The organism is Muricoccus radiodurans, assembly GCF_050154705.1.
GTDB lineage: Bacteria > Pseudomonadota > Alphaproteobacteria > Acetobacterales > Acetobacteraceae > Roseomonas > Roseomonas radiodurans.
This window is the reverse complement of record NZ_CP189561.1, coordinates 1,824,884-1,841,616: the sequence shown is the minus strand read 5'-3', so window position 1 is coordinate 1,841,616 and position 16,733 is coordinate 1,824,884. Positions and strand designations below refer to the sequence as shown.

Genomic DNA, 16,733 nt, shown 5'->3' with positions numbered 1-16,733 from the left:
ACCCGCCATGGATCGCGTGACCATCTGGCACAACCCGGCTTGCGGCACCTCCCGCAACACCCTCGCCCTCATCCGCGAGGCCGGCATCGAGCCCGTCATCGTCGAATACCTGAAGACCCCGCCGGACCGCGCGCAGGTTCGGGACCTCGTCGCCCGCGCCGGCCTGACGCTCCGCGAGGCCCTGCGCCAGAAGGAGACGCCCTACACGGAGCTCGGCCTCGACGACCGCACCCAGACCGACGACGCGCTGCTCGACGCCATCGCCGCCCACCCCATCCTGCTGAACCGCCCCTTCGTGGAGACGCCGCGCGGCGTCCGCCTCTGCCGCCCGGCCGATCGCGTGCGGGACATCCTGCCGGCATCCTGACGCGGCAGTCTCACCGTCCCAGACACTCCCGCACGACGTAATCGCACAGCGCGTCGTGCGTGTGGTGCCGCAGCATGTGGTCCCGCGCCGCCCGCCCCATCGCCTCCAGCCGCCCAGGATCGCGCAGCGCGCCCAGCACCGCCCGCCGCAGCCCGTCCTCCTCCACCGCGTAGTGGATCGCGTGCTCCCCCTCGGACAGCGGCGCATGCCGCCGGATTGAGGGCAGGTTCACCAGCGGCACCGCGCCGCACAGCGCCGCCTCGTAGTGCCGGAAGCAGTCCCACCCCAGCCCTTCCGGCGACCAGACGATCCGTGCCCGGGCACAGCGCGCCAGGAAGTCCGGCCGCGGCATCCGCTTCCGCGCCACATCCACCCGCACGCCCTCCGCCGCCAGCGCCTCGATCTGCGCCAGACCCGCCCCGCGAATCTCCGGAGCGTGGGAGAGGTGGCCCGCGAAGAACACGTCCACCTCCTTCTGCACCGGCCCTGACGGCGCCTCCGCCACCACCGCCGCCGACAGCCCGAGGGAGATCGGCCGCAGCTTCGGCAGCAGCGCGTCCAGCCCCGGCCCGCGCAGGCCGGGTGCGAAAGCCGTGGCCGCATTCGCCGGCAGCTCCCGCTTGAAGTAGCGCACGCAGCTCCGCAGCAGCGGCAGGTCGCGCCGGTGGATGGCCCGCTCATCATGCATGTCGAGCACCGCGACCGGCACGCGGGGCCCGGCCCCCTGCCGCGCCAGCTCCCAGGCGAGGGCCGCCGCCGCATCCGCGCGCCGGCGCGGCGCGAGCAGCCGCTTCAGCGCCTCCGGCCGCGACCAGTCCTCCGCCGCCGTGTGCGCGACGACCAGGTCGAACCCCTCCGCCCCGCGCCACCGCTCCCGACGGAACCGCGCGGGCAGGGCGCCGGCCACGCCGTACCGCTCCGCCCCGGCGAAGAGGAACTCCGTCGTCTCGGGCCAGGCCTGCGCGAACAGGCAGAAGGGCCCGATCTCCAGCACGCGCGGCCGCTGTATGCCCATGGGCCGTCATAGACCGCGCTCGCCACCGCCGGAACGTCTGGCGGTGCCTCGACGGGGGCCGATCGCGCCCCGGCAGTAACGCCCGTCGCGCTACCCGGCCGGGGAGTTCTTCCGCCCGGGATCGCGCGGGCGCTCCCCCTCCCGGGGTGCGGGCGCCCATTCATCCGTGATCATCGCCTGCGCCTCGCTGATCTGGTCCAGCTCCTCCCTCGTCGGCGGGCGCGGGATGCGCGGCGTCTTCTCCCCCTTGGTCTCCGGGCCCGTGTCGTCGGTCATCGCCGCTCCTCCGTGTGCAAGGTCTGGAACGCCCGCGGCCCCCGCCCGGCGGCACGCCCCTGGCGCCGGCCACGCCCCCGGCGTAAGTCCGCGGCCGAACTCCCAGACCTGCAACCCAGCACCCGGACCTATCACCCCCCATGGGCTTCAACTGCGGCATCGTCGGCCTGCCGAACGTCGGCAAATCAACCCTTTTCAACGCGCTCACCCAGACCGCGGCCGCCCAGGCCGCCAACTATCCCTTTTGCACGATCGAGCCGAATGTCGGCCGCGTCGCCGTCCCCGACCCGCGGCTGGATGAGCTGACCCGCATCGGCAAGTCGCAGAAGAAGGTCCCGACCTCCCTCGAATTCGTGGACATCGCCGGCCTCGTCCGCGGCGCGTCCCGCGGGGAGGGCCTCGGCAACCAGTTCCTCGCGAACATCCGGGAGGTGGACGCCATCGTCCACGTCCTCCGCTGCTTCGAGGACGGCGACATCACCCATGTCGAAGGCAGCGTGGACCCGATCCGCGACGCCGAGACCGTCGAGACCGAGCTCATGCTCGCCGACCTCGACAGCCTGGAGAAGCGCCTTCTGCCCGCGCAGAAGAAGGCGAAGAACGGCGACAAAGAGAGCGCCGCCTTCGTCGCCCTCGCCGAGCCCATCGTCGCCGCGCTCTCCGCCGGCAAGCCCGCCCGCACCGCCGTTCCCGATGACCAGCGCGCCGCCGCCGCGAAGCTCCAGCTGATGACGACGAAGCCCGTCCTCTACGTCTGCAACGTCGAGGAAGCCTCGGCCGCCACCGGCAATGCCCACTCCGCCCGCGTGGAGGAGCGCGCGAAGGCGGAGGGCGCGAAGGCCGTCATCGTCTCCGCCGCCATCGAGGCCGAGATCAGCCAGATGCCCGACGCCGACCGCGCCGAGTTCCTGGACTCCCTCGGCCTGAAGGACAGCGGCCTGGACCGGATCATCCGCGCCGGCCACGACCTGCTCGGCCTGATCACCTACTTCACCTGCGGCCCCAAGGAATCCCGCGCCTGGACGATCACCAAGGGCACCAAGGCCCCGCAGGCCGCCGCCGTGATCCACAACGACTTCGAGCGCGGCTTCATCGCCTGCGAGACGATCGCCTATGACGACTTCGTCGCCCTCAACGGCGAGCAGGGCGCGAAGGAGGCCGGCAAGATGCGGGTCGAGGGCAAGGAGTACGTCGTGAAGGACGGCGACGTCCTGCTCTTCCGCTTCAACGTCTGAGCGCCGGGTAGGGCGGGGGAGGGACGGGCGCTCCCCGCCCGCGAGGGCGCATCATCAGCACCCCGCAAACGAGAAAGGGCCCGGCGGAGACCGCCGAGCCCTTCCCGAACCGACCGGGCGCCGAAGCGCCCGGACCGACCCCTTACTGCGCGACCGGCGCCGGCGCCGCGCGGCGCGTGCGGGTCGTGCGGCGGGGACGACGGCGGGTCGCCGCGTCCTCGGCCTTCAGGGTCGTCGCCTCACGGGCGGACTCGATCGCCGTCGTCGCGGTCCCGGCAACCATCGCCGCCTGGGACGGCGCCGCGAAACCGGCCACCGCAGCCACCATCAAACCACCGATAATCCAACGCATTGTAGCCCCCATTTCCCCTGGTGCGTGAGGACGTTCGCGCGTTACCGGCCGTCACACAAGCGGCCATCACATGAATTCGAGGAAAGCCTTTCGCCGGTTGACACGAACCGCGCGAGACGTCCCGCGCGGGCGCTACTGTCCAGCCGGCAGGCTCTGATCCATCGCCAGCGCCGGCACGGCATCCCGGCACCAGCCCACCACCCGTGCCGGCACGCCGGCGACGGTCGCGCAGTTCGGCACGTCGGCCAGCACCACGCTGCCCGCACCCACCTTCGCCCCGCGCCCGATCTCGATGTTTCCGAGCACCTTCGCCCCGGCCGAGAGCAGCACCCCGTCCCGCACCTTCGGGTGCCGGTCCCCGCGCTCCTTCCCCGTCCCGCCCAGCGTCACGCCCTGCAGGATGGAGACGTCGTTCCCGATCACCGCCGTCTCCCCGACGACGACCCCCGTCCCGTGGTCGATGAACACGCCGCGCCCCACGGGCACGGCGGGATGGATGTCCACCGCGAACACCTCGGAGCAGCGGGACTGGAGGTACAGCGCCAGGTCCCGCCGCCCGTCCCGCCACAGCCCGTGCGCGACGCGGTGCCACTCCAGCGCGTGGAACCCCTTGTAGTAGAGGAAGGGCGTCAGCACCCCGTTGGCCGCCGGATCGCGCCGCCGCGTCGCCGCCAGGTCGGAGGCCGCCAGCGCGACCACCTCGGCCCCGGCCTCCCGCACCAGATCCTCCAGCCGCTCGGCCGGCATCAGCGGCTCGGCCAGCTTGCGCGAGAGCAGCGCCGCCAGCCCGGCTTCCATGTCGCGGTGCCGCAGCACCGCCAGCTCCATCAGCCCCCGCAGGACAGGATCGGCCGCGGCCGCCGCGGCCGCCTCGGCCAGCAGCCCGTCCCACAGCGCCGCCGGGGTCTCCGGCAGCTCCGCCGCCCCGATCGTCAACCGGCCGTCATCCATGGTCGGGTCCCCTGCCGCGCCGGCGGGCGCGCCGCCCCCGATTTAGGACGCCGCAGGGCGGCCCGCCACCACGCGGAACGCAACCCCGACCCGCCGCGCCATGCGTCCCGTCCGGGGCTGCCGCCTCACACCGGCAGCCGCACCCGCGCGCGCAGCCCGCCCATCGGGCTCTCCTCTAGCACCAGCTCCCCGCCATGCGCCCGCGCGATGTCCCGCGCGATCGCCAGCCCCAGCCCCGTTCCGCCCGAGGAGAAGGACGCGAAGGGCTTGAACGCCTCCTCCCGCGACTCCGCCGGGATGCCCGGGCCGTCATCATCCACCCGCACCTCGGCCCAGCCCGGCACGGGCACGACCTCCACCGCCACGAAGCGCGCGTGCTTGCGCGCGTTGTCGATCAGGTTCCCCAGGCAGCGCCGCATCGCGTCCACCCGCATCGGCAGCACGAGCGTCGCCGGCGCCTCCAGCGTCACATCCCCGCCCTCGCCGGAGACGCGCCCCACCACCTCCCGCACCAGCCCCGCCAGATCGGCCGGCCGCGCCACCTCCTGCACCTCCCCGCGGGCGAAGGCGAGGTAGGTCGCGACCATCCGCTCCATCTCCTCCACGTCCTGGGTGAGCGCCGCGGCGTCCTCCCGCGCATCCTCCGGCAGCATCGCCAGCCCCAGCCGCATCCGCGTCAGCGGCGTCCGCAGGTCGTGGCTGATCCCCGCCAGCATCTCCGTCCGCTGGCTCACGAAGCGGCGGATGCGCGCCTGCATTCCGTTGAAGGCCGCCGCCGCCTGCCGCACCTCCGCCGCGCCCTCCGGCTTGATGCTGCCGCCCGTCAGGTCGCGCCCCATCCCGAAGGCCTCGGCCGCCGCCGCCAGCCGGCGCAGCGCGCGCACCTGGTTCTTCATGAACAGCGCCGCCACCAGGAACAGCAGCAGCGACGCCCCCACCAGCCAGATGACGAACAGGTACAGCGTCCCGGAGAACAGCCGTTTCCGCGGCGCCTCCACGTGCAGCACCCCGTCCGGCAGGCTCACCCGGATGATCACGCTGCGCGGATCGGTCTGCCAATCCGTGTCGAAGGGCAGACGCAGCCGCTCCCGCAGCGCGTTGTCCAGGTCCTCCTCCAGCGGCAGCAGCGGCAGCGACGCCCGCCGGGACGCCGAGGGCCCCAGCTCCGCCCCGCGCTCCAGCGCCAGGTTCAGGTCCAGCCGCCACGCCGCCTCCCGGAAGATCCAGCCCCGGTCCTCCTGCACGGGATGGCGGTTCAGCAGCTCCACCACCATCGCGACATCCCCCGCGACACCCCCCGCCAGCCGGCGCGAGATCACGTCGAGATGCGTCCCGTAGAAGAGCTGCAGCGCGATCCCCTGCGTCACCACCAGCGGCACCAGCACGATCAGCAGCGCCCGCGCCAGCAGCCCGCGCGGCACGATCCGCCGGATCACCGCGCCCACCAGCCCCCGCCCGCGTCCCGGCCGCCGCTCCGCGACCACCGGCGGCATCACCAGATCCGACATCGCCGATCTCCGCTCACTGGACGCGAAGATAGGTCCTCACATCCCCGGCCGCAGCACATAGCCCCGGTGACGCACGGTCTGCAGGAACCGCGGCTCCCGCGGGTCCGGCTCGATCTTCCGCCGCAGGCGCGTCACGGTCACGTCCACCGCCCGCTCCCCGGCGTCCGGCGTGCCCATGGCCGCCGCGATCTCTTCCCGGGACAGCACATCCCCGGACCGCCGCGCCAGCGCCACCAGCAGCCCCGCCTCGCCCCCCGTCAACCGGGAGACGCCGTCCGGCCCGTGCAGCTCCCCCCGCTCCGGATCGAACCAGCGCGGCCCGAGCTGCACCGGCCCCAGCGGGATCGGCCCCGCGGGCGCTGCCGGGGCCGTCCTCTTCAGGATTGTCCGGATCCGCAGCGCCAGCTCGCGCGGGTCGAAAGGCTTCGCAAGGTAGTCATCCACCCCCGCCTCGAACCCTGCCACACGGTCATCGGGCGCCCCGGCCGCGGTCAGCATGAGGATCGGCACGTCCTGCCCGTCCCGCCGCAGCCCCTCCGCCAGGTCCAGCCCGGTCTCTCCGGGCATCATCACGTCCATGACCACCAGGTCGAACTCCACCGACGCCAGCGCCGCCCGCGCCGCCGCCGCGTCCGCTGCCACGCTCACCCGGAAGCCCTGCTCGGCCAGGAAGCGCTGCAACAGCGTCCGCAGCCGCGCGTCGTCGTCCACGACGAGGAGATGCGCGGCGTCGGTCATCGCGCGTGGCCCTTGGGGGGAAGGCGCTGCCTTCCCCCCAAACCCCCCATCCGCCAAGGGACGAGTCCCTTGGAACCCGTTTCATGGCCTCCGTGCTGGAACCGGCTCTGAAGCTCCTTCAACGCCGCAGGTGCAAACAGAATGGGTTCCAAGGGTCTGGACCCTTGGCGGATAGGGGTCTGGGGAAAGGCAGCGCCTTTCCCCAGGGCCGAAAGCGCCATCCCCCTCACGCATCCCCCGTCGGCCGCGGCGCCCCGCTGAGCCGTTCGAGCGCCCGCCGGGCGTCGGTGCCCATCAACCCCCGCATGACGTGCCGGAATCCCTCCACCGCCGCCGGTCCCGCCTCCCGATAGGCGCGGGTGATCGTCTCCCGCTGCCGCTCGAAGAGCCGCCGCTCCAGCGCCTGGCCCTTCTCCGTCAGCGACAGCAGCCGCTGCCGCCGGTCCGCGCGCCCGGGCGCCTGGGCCACGTATCCCTCGGCCACCAGCGGTGCCAGCACGCGGGACAGGGACTGCTTCGTGATCGCCAGGATGCCCAGCAGCTCCCCCACCGTCAGCCCGGGCCGCCGCCCGAGGAAGTGCAGCACCCGGTGATGCGCCCGCCCCATCCCCAGCTCCGCCAGGATCGCGTCCGGCCCCGCCGTGAAGTCCCGATATCCGAAGAACAGCAGGTCCTGCGCCAGCCTGAGCTCCTCCTCCCGAAGGAAGAGCAGGTTCCGCCCCGCCGCTCCTCCGGGCACGCCTCCGCCCACCGTCCGCAAGCGCGTGTCCGGCTCCTCCGGCATGGCTGCTCCGCTCCCTGCATGGGTCAGCTTCGTTGACACAATCCGCCCGACCCTTTTAATGTGACGCCATTGCAAGCAACAATATTACCCAAAACCCCTGGAGGACAGCCCCATGGCTCTGGTTCCCTTCGACGACCGCGACGGCGAGATCTGGTTCGACGGCCAGTTCGTCCCCTGGCGCGACGCCAAGCTCCACGTCCTCACGCATGGGCTGCACTATGCCAGCGGCGTGTTCGAGGGCGAGAGGGCCTATAGCGGCCACATCTTCAAGCTGCGCGAGCACACCAACCGCCTGTTCGAGAGCGCGCGCATCCTCGGCTTCGAGATCCCCTACACGGTGGAGGAGATCGACGCGGCCTGCATCGAGACGATGCGCCGCAACAACCTGACCGAGGCCTATATCCGCCCGATCGCCTATCGCGGCTCGGAGATGCTGGCCGTCGCCGCGCAGCACACGAAGATCCACGTGGCCATCGCCACCTGGGCCTGGCCGAACCTGTTCGGCGAGGACCGGATGAAGGGCGTGACGCTCGCCATGGCGAAGTGGCGCCGCCCCGCGCCCGACACGGCGCCGACCGCGTCCAAGGCCGCCGGCCTCTACATGATCGGCACGATGTCGAAGCACGCCGCCGAGGCCGAGGGCTTCAATGACGCCCTCATGCTCGACTTCAAGGGTGACGTGGCCGAGGCGACCGGCGCGAACGCCTTCTTCGTCTTCGACGGCGAGGTCCACACCCCCACCCCGATCTGCTTCCTGGACGGCATCACCCGCCGCACGGTGATGGGCCTCGCCCGCCAGAACCAGATGAAGGTGGTGGAGCGCACCATCGGTGCCGAGGAGATCGGCCGCGCCTCCGAGGTCTTCCTCGCCGGCACCGCCGCCGAGGTGACGCCGGTCCGCCAGATCGGCGACCACCGCTTCACCCCCGGCCGCATCACCGAGACGCTGATCAACGACTACACGAGCCTCGTCCGCATGACGCCGGAAGAGGTCACGCGCCGCGCGGCCTGACGCGCGTCGCGACCGCGACGGTCCGCCCCGGCCACGCCGGGGCGGATCACGTGACGGTCGCGACACGGTGGTGCCTGCCCGTGCAACTCGGCGCGGCATAGAACACCCGTCATGTCCGACGCGCCCGACACCCGCTCTCCCTGGACCAGCTCCGCCGAGCCCGGCCCCACGATCGGCTTCTACGCCGGCACGGAGCATGTCGCGCCCGCCAGCCCGCGCCTCGCACGGCTCGTCGGCTGGATCTTCTTCCCCGTCGGCCTTCTGCTGCTCGCTCTCGGCGTCTGGCTGTTCCTGGACGCCCGCGCCTTCGTCGCCCGCGCCGACACGGCCGAGGCGGTCGTCTCCTCGCTCAGCCGCAACCGCGAGGGCGGCACCGCCCCCGTCTTCCGCTTCGTCACCCGCGAGGGACGCGCGGTCGAGGCACCGAGCAACGTCTTCTCCTCCCCGCCCGCCTGGACGGTCGGCGAGCGCGCCACCCTCCGCTATGACCCTGCCGCACCCGAGCGCGCCTCGCCGGCCACCTTCGTCGGCACCTATCTGGCTCCCGCGATCCTGCTGCCGCTGGGCGTGATCTTCACCCTCGTCGGCGCGCTCGTGCTGCGTTTCACCGGACCGCGGGCCGCCCTGGGATAGGTCGCCGCGAAGCCCCGTAGCTGCCGCGCTTGACCCGGCGCACAAGGTTGACTTAGGAACAAATTGCCAGGCCGTCGAACTGCGCCTGCCGCTCACCCCCGACGCCTGGGTCGCCACAGGTAAGATGGCAAGAGAGTAAGGAAGTAAGGCGGCAGCCATGAGCGTCACGCGATCAACGGCTTGACCCAACCGCCGCTCGCGCGCCTCGGGTCAGGACGTAAGGCGCCCCGCGCCAGGCCCTGATGCCCAGCACCATCGCGGCCAGCACCACCACCCACATCGCCCGGGCGCCGTAACGGTCATGCGGCCCGCTCAACGCCCCGGTCGAGAAGGCGTTCGCGAGCACGCCGAGCCCCACGCAGACCGCCAGCCCGGCCACCACCCGGTCCCGCCGCCACCGCCAGCCGAACAGCGCCAGCACGACGGCGCCCATCGCCATCGCCGGCCCGTGCACCCAGAGCAACGGCTGCACCCGCGCCACCAGCACGTCCCGCCACTGCGCCCCCGCCTCCAGCCGCGCCACCTCCGCCGGGGGGAAGCCCTCCACGATGCGCGGCCGCACGCCCTCGCCGACATGGGCCCGCGTCAGCGTGTCGCCCGCGCGAAAGGTCACCAGCTGCTCGAAGGTGTCCCGCACCGCATCCCAGGCCACGCGGACCGGCTCGCGCCGGATCGTCTCCGCCACGATCTCCCGCGCCTCCCCGGACAGGGACCGCCCGCCGAACCACCGCACCTCACCGACCGCGGTCCGGTTCACCGGGCTCTCCGGGCTCCAGAGGAACTCGTCGCTCGGCAACAGCCCGCGCGGGCAGCCGCCCGCCCGCCGCGCGCACCCCTCGGGTCCATAGGCGTCCAGCCGCCCGACGAAGCCGCACATCTCCCAGCCCGCGGCCGGGCAGCGCGCGTCGATCGTCCGGATCGCCGGCCCGTTCGCCACCATCCGTGCCATCAGGAAGGTCGCTCCATAGGGCGACAGCGACACGCGCCCATGCCCCACGGCGTTCGTCACCAGCAGCAGCGCGATCCCCAGGCCGAGCGGCGCCGCCACCCGCAGCGCCCCGCGCCACCCCGCCAGCACCAGCGCCACCAGCACCATCGTCCCCGCGACCGGCAGGTGCGAGAGGTGCGCCGCGATCCCGACCCCGGCGACGATCGTCAGCCCCACCGCCTCGGCGCGCGACAGCGATGCCCGCGCGAAGCCCAGCAGCACCGCGCCGAGCACGACCACCCCGGTGAACGCGTCCGGCATCAGCAGCGCCGCCGAGAAGGGCGCCGCCGTCAGCGCCGCCACCGCCCCGCAGACCAGCAGGTGAAGCCCGGGACGCGCCCCGCCCGCCACCGCCCGCAGCAGCAGCCAGACCATCCAGGACAGCATCGCCCCCTGCGCCACCACCACGGGCCACAGGCTGCGCCCCCAGTGGAACACCGCCATGAGCGGTCCGTAGATCCAGGGCTTGTCCCAGATCATCAGCGGCCCCGTGGTCTGGTGCAGGAAGGCCCCGGAATCCGAGAAGAGGATCGGGTACCCGTTCACGAAGGCCGGCCAGGCGAGCATCAGCCCGCCGAGAAGAACCGACCCCGCCGCGATCCAACCGGCACCGCGCGGCGCGGCCCCGGCGTCGTCGCCCACCCCTCGATCCACGCCGCCGCCCCTCCGCCACTCCCGTGCCTTGAGCCATCCAACCATGTCACGGCCAAGGCACGCGGCCCCGGAGCCCCCATGTTCGCGTCATGGCGATCCTGGAGAGCGAGGCCGGGAAGCCCTGCCTCCCGGACCCTCCGCCGGAGGCCAGATGTGGCCCCGGACCCCGCGATCGGATTGAGCAGCGGGGGGCTGTCATGATGATGCGGCCCGGACGCCGGAGAGCCTCAGCCCGCCGTCGATTCCCAGCCAGCCGCGCGCGCATCGTCGTCGGCTCGCGCCGCCACCCAGCGTTCGCCGCCGCCGGCGAACTCCTCCCGCTTCCAGAAGGGCGCGCGGGTCTTCAGCCAGTCGATCAGGAAGGCGCAGGACTCCAGCGCCGCGACCCGGTGCGCGCTCGCGGTCAGCACGAGCACGATCCCCTCGCCGGGCCGGATCCGCCCGACCCGGTGGATCACCGTGCACCCCGTCAGCGGCCAGCGGGCAAGGGCCGTCTCCACGATGGTCCTGATCGCCCGCTCCGTCATGCCGGGATAGTGCTCCAGCACCAGCGCCTCCAGCCCGTCATCGGCCCGGCACAGCCCGACGAAGCTCGCAATCCCCCCGACATCCACCCGCCCGGCCGAGAGCGCCGCCGTCTCCGCGCCGGGGTCGAACGGCGCCTCCTGCACCCGCACGGTCGGCACGCCAGGCATCATCCCCCCGTCACCGGCGGGAAGAACGCCACCTCGTCGCCCGCGCGCACGGGATGGTCGGGCCCGCAGAACTCCTGGTTCACCGCCATCCGCACCTGCGCCGGATCGGCGAAGGCCGCGGCGTGGCCCGGCCCGCGCGCCGAGAGCCAGCGCACCAGCCCGCCCACGTCGCGCACCTCGGGCGGGGGGGAGACCTCCTCCTCCCCGATCCCGACGCGCTGACGCAGCCAGGCGAAGTAGAGGACCCTCATCGGACCCCTCTCAACGGTTCGGCACCACCTGCACCCGCCCGTCGGGACCGATCAGCGTGGTCGTGGCTCCCTGGTTGATCGCCGTGCCCGTCCCGACGCCGGGCTGGGAATAGGTCCCAATCGCCCCGGACCCGCCGGAGATGATGGCGGGCGGCCCACCCGGCACCGGCACCACGCGCCCTTCCTGCCGTTGCAGCGGCGCCAGCGGGCGCGGCGCCGGCGGCACGTCGGCCCGCGGCAGGGGCTGGGGATCGAGCGGCGCCAGCACGTCCGGCGGCGTCGTGGAGCCCCGGCGACGGGTGCCCGGCGGCGGGTTGCGCGGACTCGGCGCGACCCCCGGCGGCACGGCGAGGCCGGGCTCGTTGCTCTGCAGGCGCGGCTCGGGAGGGATGCCGCGGTCGCGCCGCGCCCGCTGCAGGGCGTCGGTCGGGGCCGTCCCCACGGTCGCACCCGCATCCGGGTTGGCGAGCGTCGCGCGCGGCGCCTCCGCGGCGGGCCACACATTGCCCTCCTCGGGCAGCAGGGGCTCGACCAGCGCGTCGGTGCCCATCACCCGTCGCACCGTCAGGCTGTCGGGGGCCCCGATCGGGCCGGTGCGCCCGAATGGCGCGAAATCCGCATCCGCACAGCCCGCCATGGGCAGGGCCAGCGCCGCGGCCGCAAGAAGACCCCGGTACCCGGGGCGAGGACGCGTCACGTCAGGAATCCTCTCGATCGATCCGCCGCACCCCACCGGGGCGGCCACTTCTGATTCTCCCCAGGATGCTCCCCCGCCCGGCGCCCGGCTACCCCGCGGGCGCCGGTGTCACCCTCCGGCGACCGGTCGTGCCCGGGCCCGCCGCCCGGACCCGGCCGATCCCCCGCCCGCTAACCCAGCCCCGTCTCCGGCGCGGAGCGCGGCGCCGCGTCTTGGGCCACGGCGTGCCGCATCCCCGCCGTCATGTAGTCCCAACCCGTGACGAGCGTCAGCGCGGCAGCGACCCAGAGCCCGGCCTCCCCCATCCAGGAGATCGGCAGGAAGTCCAGCCCGATCACCGAGGCCCCGCTGTCCCCCGCCACGATCACCCCGATGGAGCCCATCTGGAAGCCGGTCTTCCACTTCGCCAGCCGCGTGACCGGCAGCCCGACCCGCAGGCCGGCCAGGTATTCGCGGAGCCCGGACACCAGGATCTCCCGCAGCATGATGACGATGGCCGGCAGCAGCCCCAGCGGCGAGAGCCGCTCCAACCCCGCCAGCAGCATCAGCGCCGCGCCCACCAGCAGCTTGTCGGCGATCGGGTCCAGCATCCGGCCGAAGGCCGTCTGGATGCCCCGGTCCCGCGCGATCTTGCCGTCGAAGTAGTCGGTCACCGCCGCCACCGAGAAGACGACGCAGGCGAGGATATCCCCCACCGGCGTGCGGAGGAACATCAGCACCACCAGCAGCGGGATCGCCGCGATGCGGGACAGCGTCAGGAGGTTGGGCAGGTCGATGGGCATCCGCCCGCCCGTGTAGCAGGCCCCGGCGCCCAGGTCAGCCAAGGTGCCGTGACAGGTTGACGGGCGGGGGCGGGGCGTTCCGGCCGCCGGACCCGCTGGCCGGCCGGACTCACCCCTCCACCTCGTGCCCCAGCGCGTCCGCGGCCGGGGCAGGGGAGGGCGGTTCGGGCGGCGCATCCTCCTCGGGACCCTCCGCGACCACGGCGACCGACGGCCGGGTTCCGGCCCGGCGCCCCCGCGGCTTCGCCGCCGTCGCCACCTCCGCCGCTGTCAGGGTGCCGGGGTGGAAATGCTCGTAGACTCGCTTGGCAACGGCGGGCCCGATGCCCGGCGTGTTCCGCAGGTCGTCCTGGGAGGCGTTCCTCACCCCCCGCGCGGAGCCGAAATGGTTCAGCAGTGCCCGCTTGATGGCGGTGCCGACGCCCGGCACGTCGTCCAGCTCCGACCGGACCAGCGCCTTGGACCGCCCGGCCCGATGGGTGGTGATGGCGAAGCGGTGCGCCTCGTCCCGTAGCCGCTGGAGGTAATAGAGTACCGGATCGCGCGGCGGCAACTGGATCGGGTCCTGCCCGGTCCGGTGGAACCATTCCCGCCCCGCGTCGCGGTCCGGCCCCTTCGCCACGGCCACCAGCGGCACGTCGTGGATGCCCATCTCCGTCAGGATGTCGCGGGCCGCGTTCAGCTGCCCGATCCCGCCGTCGATCAGCACCAGGTCCGGCCAGGTACCGCTCTCGCGCTCCGGGTCCTCCTTCAGGGCGCGGCCGAAGCGGCGCTCGAACACCTCCCGCATCATGGCGAAGTCATCCCCGCCCATCGAGGCCGGGCGGGGCTTCGCCCGGGCCGCCGCGTCATGGGCCAGGGCCGTCACGTCCTCCTGCGCCAGGGGCGCCACCCCCTCCGCGTCGGTGGGGGAGGGGCCCTTGTCCGCCCCACGTCTCGGCTTCGCGGCGGCCCCGTCCCCGCGGATGGAGAACTTGCGGTAGGCGTTCTTCATGAAGCCGCCGGGACCCGCGACCACCATCACGCCATAGGCGTTGGCCCCCTGGATGTGGGAGTTGTCATAGATCTCGATCCGCTCCGGCGCGGAGGGCAGGTCGAAGACCTTGGCAACGCCCTGCAGCAGCTCGCCCTGGGCCGCACCCTCGGCCAGCTTCCGCTCCAACGCTTCCCGCGCATTGGTCTGGGCATGCTCCACGGCGGATCGCTTGTCGCCGCGCTTGGGGTGGTGGACCTCCACCTTCTTCCCCGCGCGGATCGCCAGCGCCTCGGCCACCAGCGCGGCTTCGGGCAGCTCGTGGGAGACCAGCACGAGTGGGGGCGGCGGCAGGTCGTCATAGAGCTGGCCGAGAAAGGCCGTGATGACCTCCGCCGGCTCCGCATCCGCCCGCGTCCCGGACAGGAAGAAGGGCCGGTTGCCGTTGTTGCGGCCGCCGCGGAAGAAGAAGACCTGCACACAGGCCTGACCGGCCGCCATGTGCAGCGCCACGACGTCAGCGTCGCCCACCCCCTCCATGTTGATGCGGTCGCGGCCCTGGACATGGGTCAGCCCGCGGATGCGGTCCCGGATGGCGGCCGCCCGCTCGAACTCCAGCCGCTCGGCCGCCTCCTCCATCTCCTTCGCCAGCCGCTTCTGGATGGAGGGCGTCTCGCCCGTCAGGAACTGCGTCGCCTCCCGCACGAGTTCCGCGTACTCCTCCCGGGAGACGCGCTCGACGCAGGGGGCGGAGCAGCGGCGGATCTGGTGCAGCAGACAGGGGCGGGTGCGGTTGTCGAAGACCGTGTCCCGGCAGGACCGCAGCAGGAACACCCGCTGCAGCGCCGTCAGCGTCTGGTTCACCGCCCAGGCGGAGGCGAAGGGGCCCCAGTAGGACGCGCCCTTCCGCCGCTCCCCCCGGTGCTTGGCGATCTGCGGGTAAGGATGATCTTCCGTGATCACCAGCCAGGGATAGGACTTATCGTCCCGCAGGACGATGTTGTAGCGCGGCCTGAGCCGCTTGATCAGGTTCGCCTCCAGCAACAGCGCCTCGGCCTCGGACGCCGTGGTGATGACCTCCAGGTGCCGCGTCTCGAAGACCATGCGCTTCAGCCGGTCCGGCAGCTTCTGGACCTGGGTGTAGGCATAGACCCGCTTCCGCAGGCTCCGCGCCTTCCCGACATAGAGGGCGTCCCCTTGGGCATCGAGCATCCGGTACACGCCCGGCGCGAAGGGCAGGGTGGCGAGCGCCGTCTCGATCACCGCGCGCCCCTCGATCGGCGGAAGCGGCGTCGTCTGCTCGTTGGAAAAGGCCATGCGGGAACCGTATCAGGGGGTGGGCGGGGTTTTCCCCCGACTCTGTGGATAAGGTTGTGGATGGGGCTGCACGTTTCCAGCGCGAAGGGCCGTCATCCCTGCGTCATACGCGAGTTGCCTGATTCCTGGGCAGGCAAGAAAACCACCATTCTGCGCGGGTTTTGGAGCGGGGCGGCTTTCGCGGTTCGTTCATATTGACTCGCCGGGGCCGCCCGAAAAAGCGGCAGAGGTGTAACAATCCATCCGTGGATGACCGCCGGAAACCGATACGACCGGGGGTTGAAAATTCCGGATCCGACCGGGTCAGCGGCGCCGCTCCACCGTGACCCCGACCGCGCCGACGCCGGGCAGGATGTCCGGCTTCTCCACCGTCACCCGGGCCGCGACCACCCGGCCATCCTCCAGACAGGCGAGCGCGATCCGCTCGGCCAGCGTCTCCGACAGGCGGGTCTGGCCGGCCAGGGCGATCTCCCGCGCGCGGGTGACAGGGACCTCGTAATTCACCACCCGGTCCAGCCGGTCCGGGCCGACGCCGGGCACGTCCTCATCCCGGACCAGGAGCTCGATACCGATCACCACCCGCTGTGGGGCCGTCTCAGAGGGGTGGATGCCGAGCCGGGCATGGACGGTCAGGTCCCGCACGAAGACCCGGCGGAGGCCCCGCCCGGCATCCGGCAGATAGGCTGTCATTCCTCCGGCCCCCCGGCCTGCCGGGCGGGCGACCATTGCAGGTGCTGTCCCCCGTCCAGCGCGATCACCTGCCCCGTCATGGCCGGCAGGGAGAGGATCGCGATCACCGCCCGCGCGACCTCCTCCGGGCTCGACCCGTGGCGGAGCGGGGTGCTCTCGCACTGCGCGCGGAACTGCTCGGGCGTCTGGCGGGGGCTGGCGATGGTGGGGCCAGGGCCGATGCCGTTCACCCGGATCCGGGGCGCCAGCGCCAGCGCCATGGTCTGGGTGAGCGCCCAGAGCCCGGCCTTGGACAAGGTGTAGGAGACGAAGTGAGGCGTCAGGGACAGCACGCGCTGGTCCAGCAGGTTCACCACCACCCCCTCATCCCCCTCCGCCAGGTCACGGGCGAAGGCCTGGGTCAGCACGAAGGGGGCACGAAGGTTGGGTTCCAGATGCGCGTCCCAGGATTCGCGGGTCGCATCATGCCACTCGTCCCGCTCGAAGACCGAGGCGGAGTTCACCAGCACGCCGAGCGGGCCGAGGGCCGCCCCGGCGTCCGGCACCAGGCGCCGCACCTCCTCCTCTCGCGAGAGGTCGGCGCCGAGGAGGCAGGCGCGGCGTCCGGCGGCGCGGACCGCCGACGCCGTCTCCTCCGCCTCCGCGAGGCTCGTGTGGTAGTGGATCGCCACGTCGAAGCCGGCCTCGGCCAGGGCCAGGACGATGGCGCGTCCGATGCGCTTGGCGCCGCCCGTGACGAGCGCGGCGCGGCGGATGCTTTGGGGAATGGTCATGCGCCCCGCCAGATGGGATCGGGGCGGACGCTTGTCGCCCTC

Annotated in this window: 19 protein-coding genes; 4 read left to right on the top strand and 15 right to left on the bottom strand. The window is 72.8% G+C overall.

Translation table 11 applies throughout. From position 1 onward, the window contains the following. Window positions 1-7 precede the first annotated feature (7 nt). A complete protein-coding gene (arsC, locus tag ACP6CK_RS09165) occupies window positions 8-367 on the top strand; it encodes an arsenate reductase (glutaredoxin) (RefSeq protein ID WP_426958577.1) in 360 nt (119 codons plus the stop codon). 10 nt (window positions 368-377) lie between these two features. Here the strand turns inward: arsC and ACP6CK_RS09160 are convergent, their stop codons facing one another. Together ACP6CK_RS09160 and ACP6CK_RS09155 are read right to left on the bottom strand one after the other, a co-directional pair. Then, window positions 378-1,382, bottom strand: a complete 1,005-nt coding sequence (locus ACP6CK_RS09160; protein ID WP_426958576.1) for a glycosyltransferase family protein — start codon at window positions 1,380-1,382, stop codon at window positions 378-380. A 90-nt stretch (window positions 1,383-1,472) separates the two neighbouring features. Next, entirely contained in the window at window positions 1,473-1,658 is a 186-nt protein-coding gene (locus tag ACP6CK_RS09155; protein ID WP_426958575.1) for a hypothetical protein, read from the bottom strand. Between the two features lie 140 nt (window positions 1,659-1,798). On the opposite strand from ACP6CK_RS09155, the gene ychF reads away from it, so the two are divergent. After that, window positions 1,799-2,893 (top strand): redox-regulated ATPase YchF, encoded by a 1,095-nt coding sequence (gene ychF / locus ACP6CK_RS09150; protein ID WP_426958574.1) that lies wholly within the window; start codon window positions 1,799-1,801, stop codon window positions 2,891-2,893. Between the two features lie 142 nt (window positions 2,894-3,035). Here the strand turns inward: ychF and ACP6CK_RS09145 are convergent, their stop codons facing one another. The 5 genes from ACP6CK_RS09145 to ACP6CK_RS09125 form a co-directional block, all read right to left on the bottom strand. Further along, window positions 3,036-3,221 carry a hypothetical protein gene (locus ACP6CK_RS09145; protein ID WP_426958573.1) on the bottom strand — a complete coding sequence of 62 codons (186 nt, stop codon included), beginning with the start codon at window positions 3,219-3,221 and terminating at the stop codon, window positions 3,036-3,038. 156 nt (window positions 3,222-3,377) lie between these two features. Next, on the bottom strand, window positions 3,378-4,196 hold the full coding sequence (gene cysE, locus ACP6CK_RS09140) for a serine O-acetyltransferase (protein WP_426958572.1): 819 nt from the start codon (window positions 4,194-4,196) through the stop codon (window positions 3,378-3,380). A 125-nt stretch (window positions 4,197-4,321) separates the two neighbouring features. Next, window positions 4,322-5,704 carry a sensor histidine kinase gene (locus ACP6CK_RS09135; RefSeq protein WP_426958571.1) on the bottom strand — a complete coding sequence of 461 codons (1,383 nt, stop codon included), beginning with the start codon at window positions 5,702-5,704 and terminating at the stop codon, window positions 4,322-4,324. Between the two features lie 36 nt (window positions 5,705-5,740). Further along, a complete protein-coding gene (locus ACP6CK_RS09130; RefSeq protein ID WP_426958570.1) occupies window positions 5,741-6,442 on the bottom strand; it encodes a response regulator in 702 nt (233 codons plus the stop codon). 226 nt (window positions 6,443-6,668) lie between these two features. Further along, window positions 6,669-7,226: a MarR family winged helix-turn-helix transcriptional regulator gene (locus tag ACP6CK_RS09125; RefSeq protein ID WP_426958569.1), complete on the bottom strand. Its 558-nt coding sequence runs from the start codon at window positions 7,224-7,226 to the stop codon at window positions 6,669-6,671. 112 nt (window positions 7,227-7,338) lie between these two features. Here ACP6CK_RS09125 and ACP6CK_RS09120 point away from each other — a divergent pair, with 112 nt between their 5' ends. Together ACP6CK_RS09120 and ACP6CK_RS09115 are read left to right on the top strand one after the other, a co-directional pair. Further along, window positions 7,339-8,238, top strand: a complete 900-nt coding sequence (locus ACP6CK_RS09120) for a branched-chain amino acid aminotransferase (RefSeq protein ID WP_426958568.1) — start codon at window positions 7,339-7,341, stop codon at window positions 8,236-8,238. Between the two features lie 111 nt (window positions 8,239-8,349). After that, window positions 8,350-8,871, top strand: a complete 522-nt coding sequence (locus ACP6CK_RS09115) for a DUF3592 domain-containing protein (protein ID WP_426958567.1) — start codon at window positions 8,350-8,352, stop codon at window positions 8,869-8,871. Window positions 8,872-9,043: 172 nt separating this feature from the next. On the opposite strand, the gene ACP6CK_RS09110 is transcribed toward ACP6CK_RS09115, so the two are convergent. The 8 genes from ACP6CK_RS09110 to ACP6CK_RS09075 all read right to left on the bottom strand — a co-directional run bounded on the left by ACP6CK_RS09110 (window position 9,044) and on the right by ACP6CK_RS09075 (window position 16,691). After that, window positions 9,044-10,501 (bottom strand): hypothetical protein, encoded by a 1,458-nt coding sequence (locus ACP6CK_RS09110; protein WP_426958566.1) that lies wholly within the window; start codon window positions 10,499-10,501, stop codon window positions 9,044-9,046. A gap of 239 nt (window positions 10,502-10,740) precedes the next feature. Beyond that, the gene (locus ACP6CK_RS09105) at window positions 10,741-11,208 is read right to left on the bottom strand and encodes a molybdenum cofactor biosynthesis protein MoaE (RefSeq protein ID WP_426959898.1); all 468 of its coding nucleotides are present in this window, start codon (window positions 11,206-11,208) and stop codon (window positions 10,741-10,743) included. Further along, on the bottom strand, window positions 11,208-11,459 hold the full coding sequence (moaD, locus tag ACP6CK_RS09100) for a molybdopterin converting factor subunit 1 (RefSeq protein WP_426958565.1): 252 nt from the start codon (window positions 11,457-11,459) through the stop codon (window positions 11,208-11,210). The genes ACP6CK_RS09105 and moaD overlap by 1 nt, the downstream gene beginning before the upstream one ends. Before the next feature lie 10 nt (window positions 11,460-11,469). Then, the gene (locus tag ACP6CK_RS09095; protein ID WP_426958564.1) at window positions 11,470-12,156 is read right to left on the bottom strand and encodes a hypothetical protein; all 687 of its coding nucleotides are present in this window, start codon (window positions 12,154-12,156) and stop codon (window positions 11,470-11,472) included. A gap of 170 nt (window positions 12,157-12,326) precedes the next feature. Further along, window positions 12,327-12,938, bottom strand: a complete 612-nt coding sequence (gene pgsA / locus ACP6CK_RS09090; RefSeq protein ID WP_426959897.1) for a CDP-diacylglycerol--glycerol-3-phosphate 3-phosphatidyltransferase — start codon at window positions 12,936-12,938, stop codon at window positions 12,327-12,329. 109 nt (window positions 12,939-13,047) lie between these two features. Continuing rightward, window positions 13,048-15,228: an excinuclease ABC subunit UvrC gene (gene uvrC, locus ACP6CK_RS09085; protein ID WP_426958563.1), complete on the bottom strand. Its 2,181-nt coding sequence runs from the start codon at window positions 15,226-15,228 to the stop codon at window positions 13,048-13,050. A 303-nt stretch (window positions 15,229-15,531) separates the two neighbouring features. Next, window positions 15,532-15,918 (bottom strand): dihydroneopterin aldolase, encoded by a 387-nt coding sequence (locus ACP6CK_RS09080; protein ID WP_426958562.1) that lies wholly within the window; start codon window positions 15,916-15,918, stop codon window positions 15,532-15,534. Next, window positions 15,915-16,691: an SDR family oxidoreductase gene (locus ACP6CK_RS09075; protein WP_426958561.1), complete on the bottom strand. Its 777-nt coding sequence runs from the start codon at window positions 16,689-16,691 to the stop codon at window positions 15,915-15,917. The genes ACP6CK_RS09080 and ACP6CK_RS09075 overlap by 4 nt, the downstream gene beginning before the upstream one ends. Window positions 16,692-16,733: the final 42 nt, after the last annotated feature.

Excerpts from the sequence above, each read along its gene's own strand:
- pgsA (WP_426959897.1), bottom strand. The coding sequence starts at position 12,938 with ATGCCCATCGACCTGCCCAACCTCCTGACGCTGTCCCGCATCGCGGCG.
- ACP6CK_RS09130 (WP_426958570.1), bottom strand. The coding sequence starts at position 6,442 with ATGACCGACGCCGCGCATCTCCTCGTCGTGGACGACGACGCGCGGCTG.
- ACP6CK_RS09155 (WP_426958575.1), bottom strand. The coding sequence starts at position 1,658 with ATGACCGACGACACGGGCCCGGAGACCAAGGGGGAGAAGACGCCGCGC.
- ACP6CK_RS09145 (WP_426958573.1), bottom strand. The coding sequence starts at position 3,221 with ATGGTGGCTGCGGTGGCCGGTTTCGCGGCGCCGTCCCAGGCGGCGATG.
- uvrC (WP_426958563.1), bottom strand. The coding sequence starts at position 15,228 with ATGGCCTTTTCCAACGAGCAGACGACGCCGCTTCCGCCGATCGAGGGG.
- ACP6CK_RS09075 (WP_426958561.1), bottom strand. The coding sequence starts at position 16,691 with ATGACCATTCCCCAAAGCATCCGCCGCGCCGCGCTCGTCACGGGCGGC.
- ACP6CK_RS09105 (WP_426959898.1), bottom strand. The coding sequence starts at position 11,208 with ATGCCTGGCGTGCCGACCGTGCGGGTGCAGGAGGCGCCGTTCGACCCC.
- ACP6CK_RS09125 (WP_426958569.1), bottom strand. The coding sequence starts at position 7,226 with ATGCCGGAGGAGCCGGACACGCGCTTGCGGACGGTGGGCGGAGGCGTG.
- cysE (WP_426958572.1), bottom strand. The coding sequence starts at position 4,196 with ATGGATGACGGCCGGTTGACGATCGGGGCGGCGGAGCTGCCGGAGACC.
- ACP6CK_RS09080 (WP_426958562.1), bottom strand. The coding sequence starts at position 15,918 with ATGACAGCCTATCTGCCGGATGCCGGGCGGGGCCTCCGCCGGGTCTTC.
- arsC (WP_426958577.1), top strand. The coding sequence starts at position 8 with ATGGATCGCGTGACCATCTGGCACAACCCGGCTTGCGGCACCTCCCGC.
- ACP6CK_RS09160 (WP_426958576.1), bottom strand. The coding sequence starts at position 1,382 with ATGGGCATACAGCGGCCGCGCGTGCTGGAGATCGGGCCCTTCTGCCTG.
- ACP6CK_RS09135 (WP_426958571.1), bottom strand. The coding sequence starts at position 5,704 with ATGTCGGATCTGGTGATGCCGCCGGTGGTCGCGGAGCGGCGGCCGGGA.
- ACP6CK_RS09115 (WP_426958567.1), top strand. The coding sequence starts at position 8,350 with ATGTCCGACGCGCCCGACACCCGCTCTCCCTGGACCAGCTCCGCCGAG.
- ychF (WP_426958574.1), top strand. The coding sequence starts at position 1,799 with ATGGGCTTCAACTGCGGCATCGTCGGCCTGCCGAACGTCGGCAAATCA.
- moaD (WP_426958565.1), bottom strand. The coding sequence starts at position 11,459 with ATGAGGGTCCTCTACTTCGCCTGGCTGCGTCAGCGCGTCGGGATCGGG.
- ACP6CK_RS09120 (WP_426958568.1), top strand. The coding sequence starts at position 7,339 with ATGGCTCTGGTTCCCTTCGACGACCGCGACGGCGAGATCTGGTTCGAC.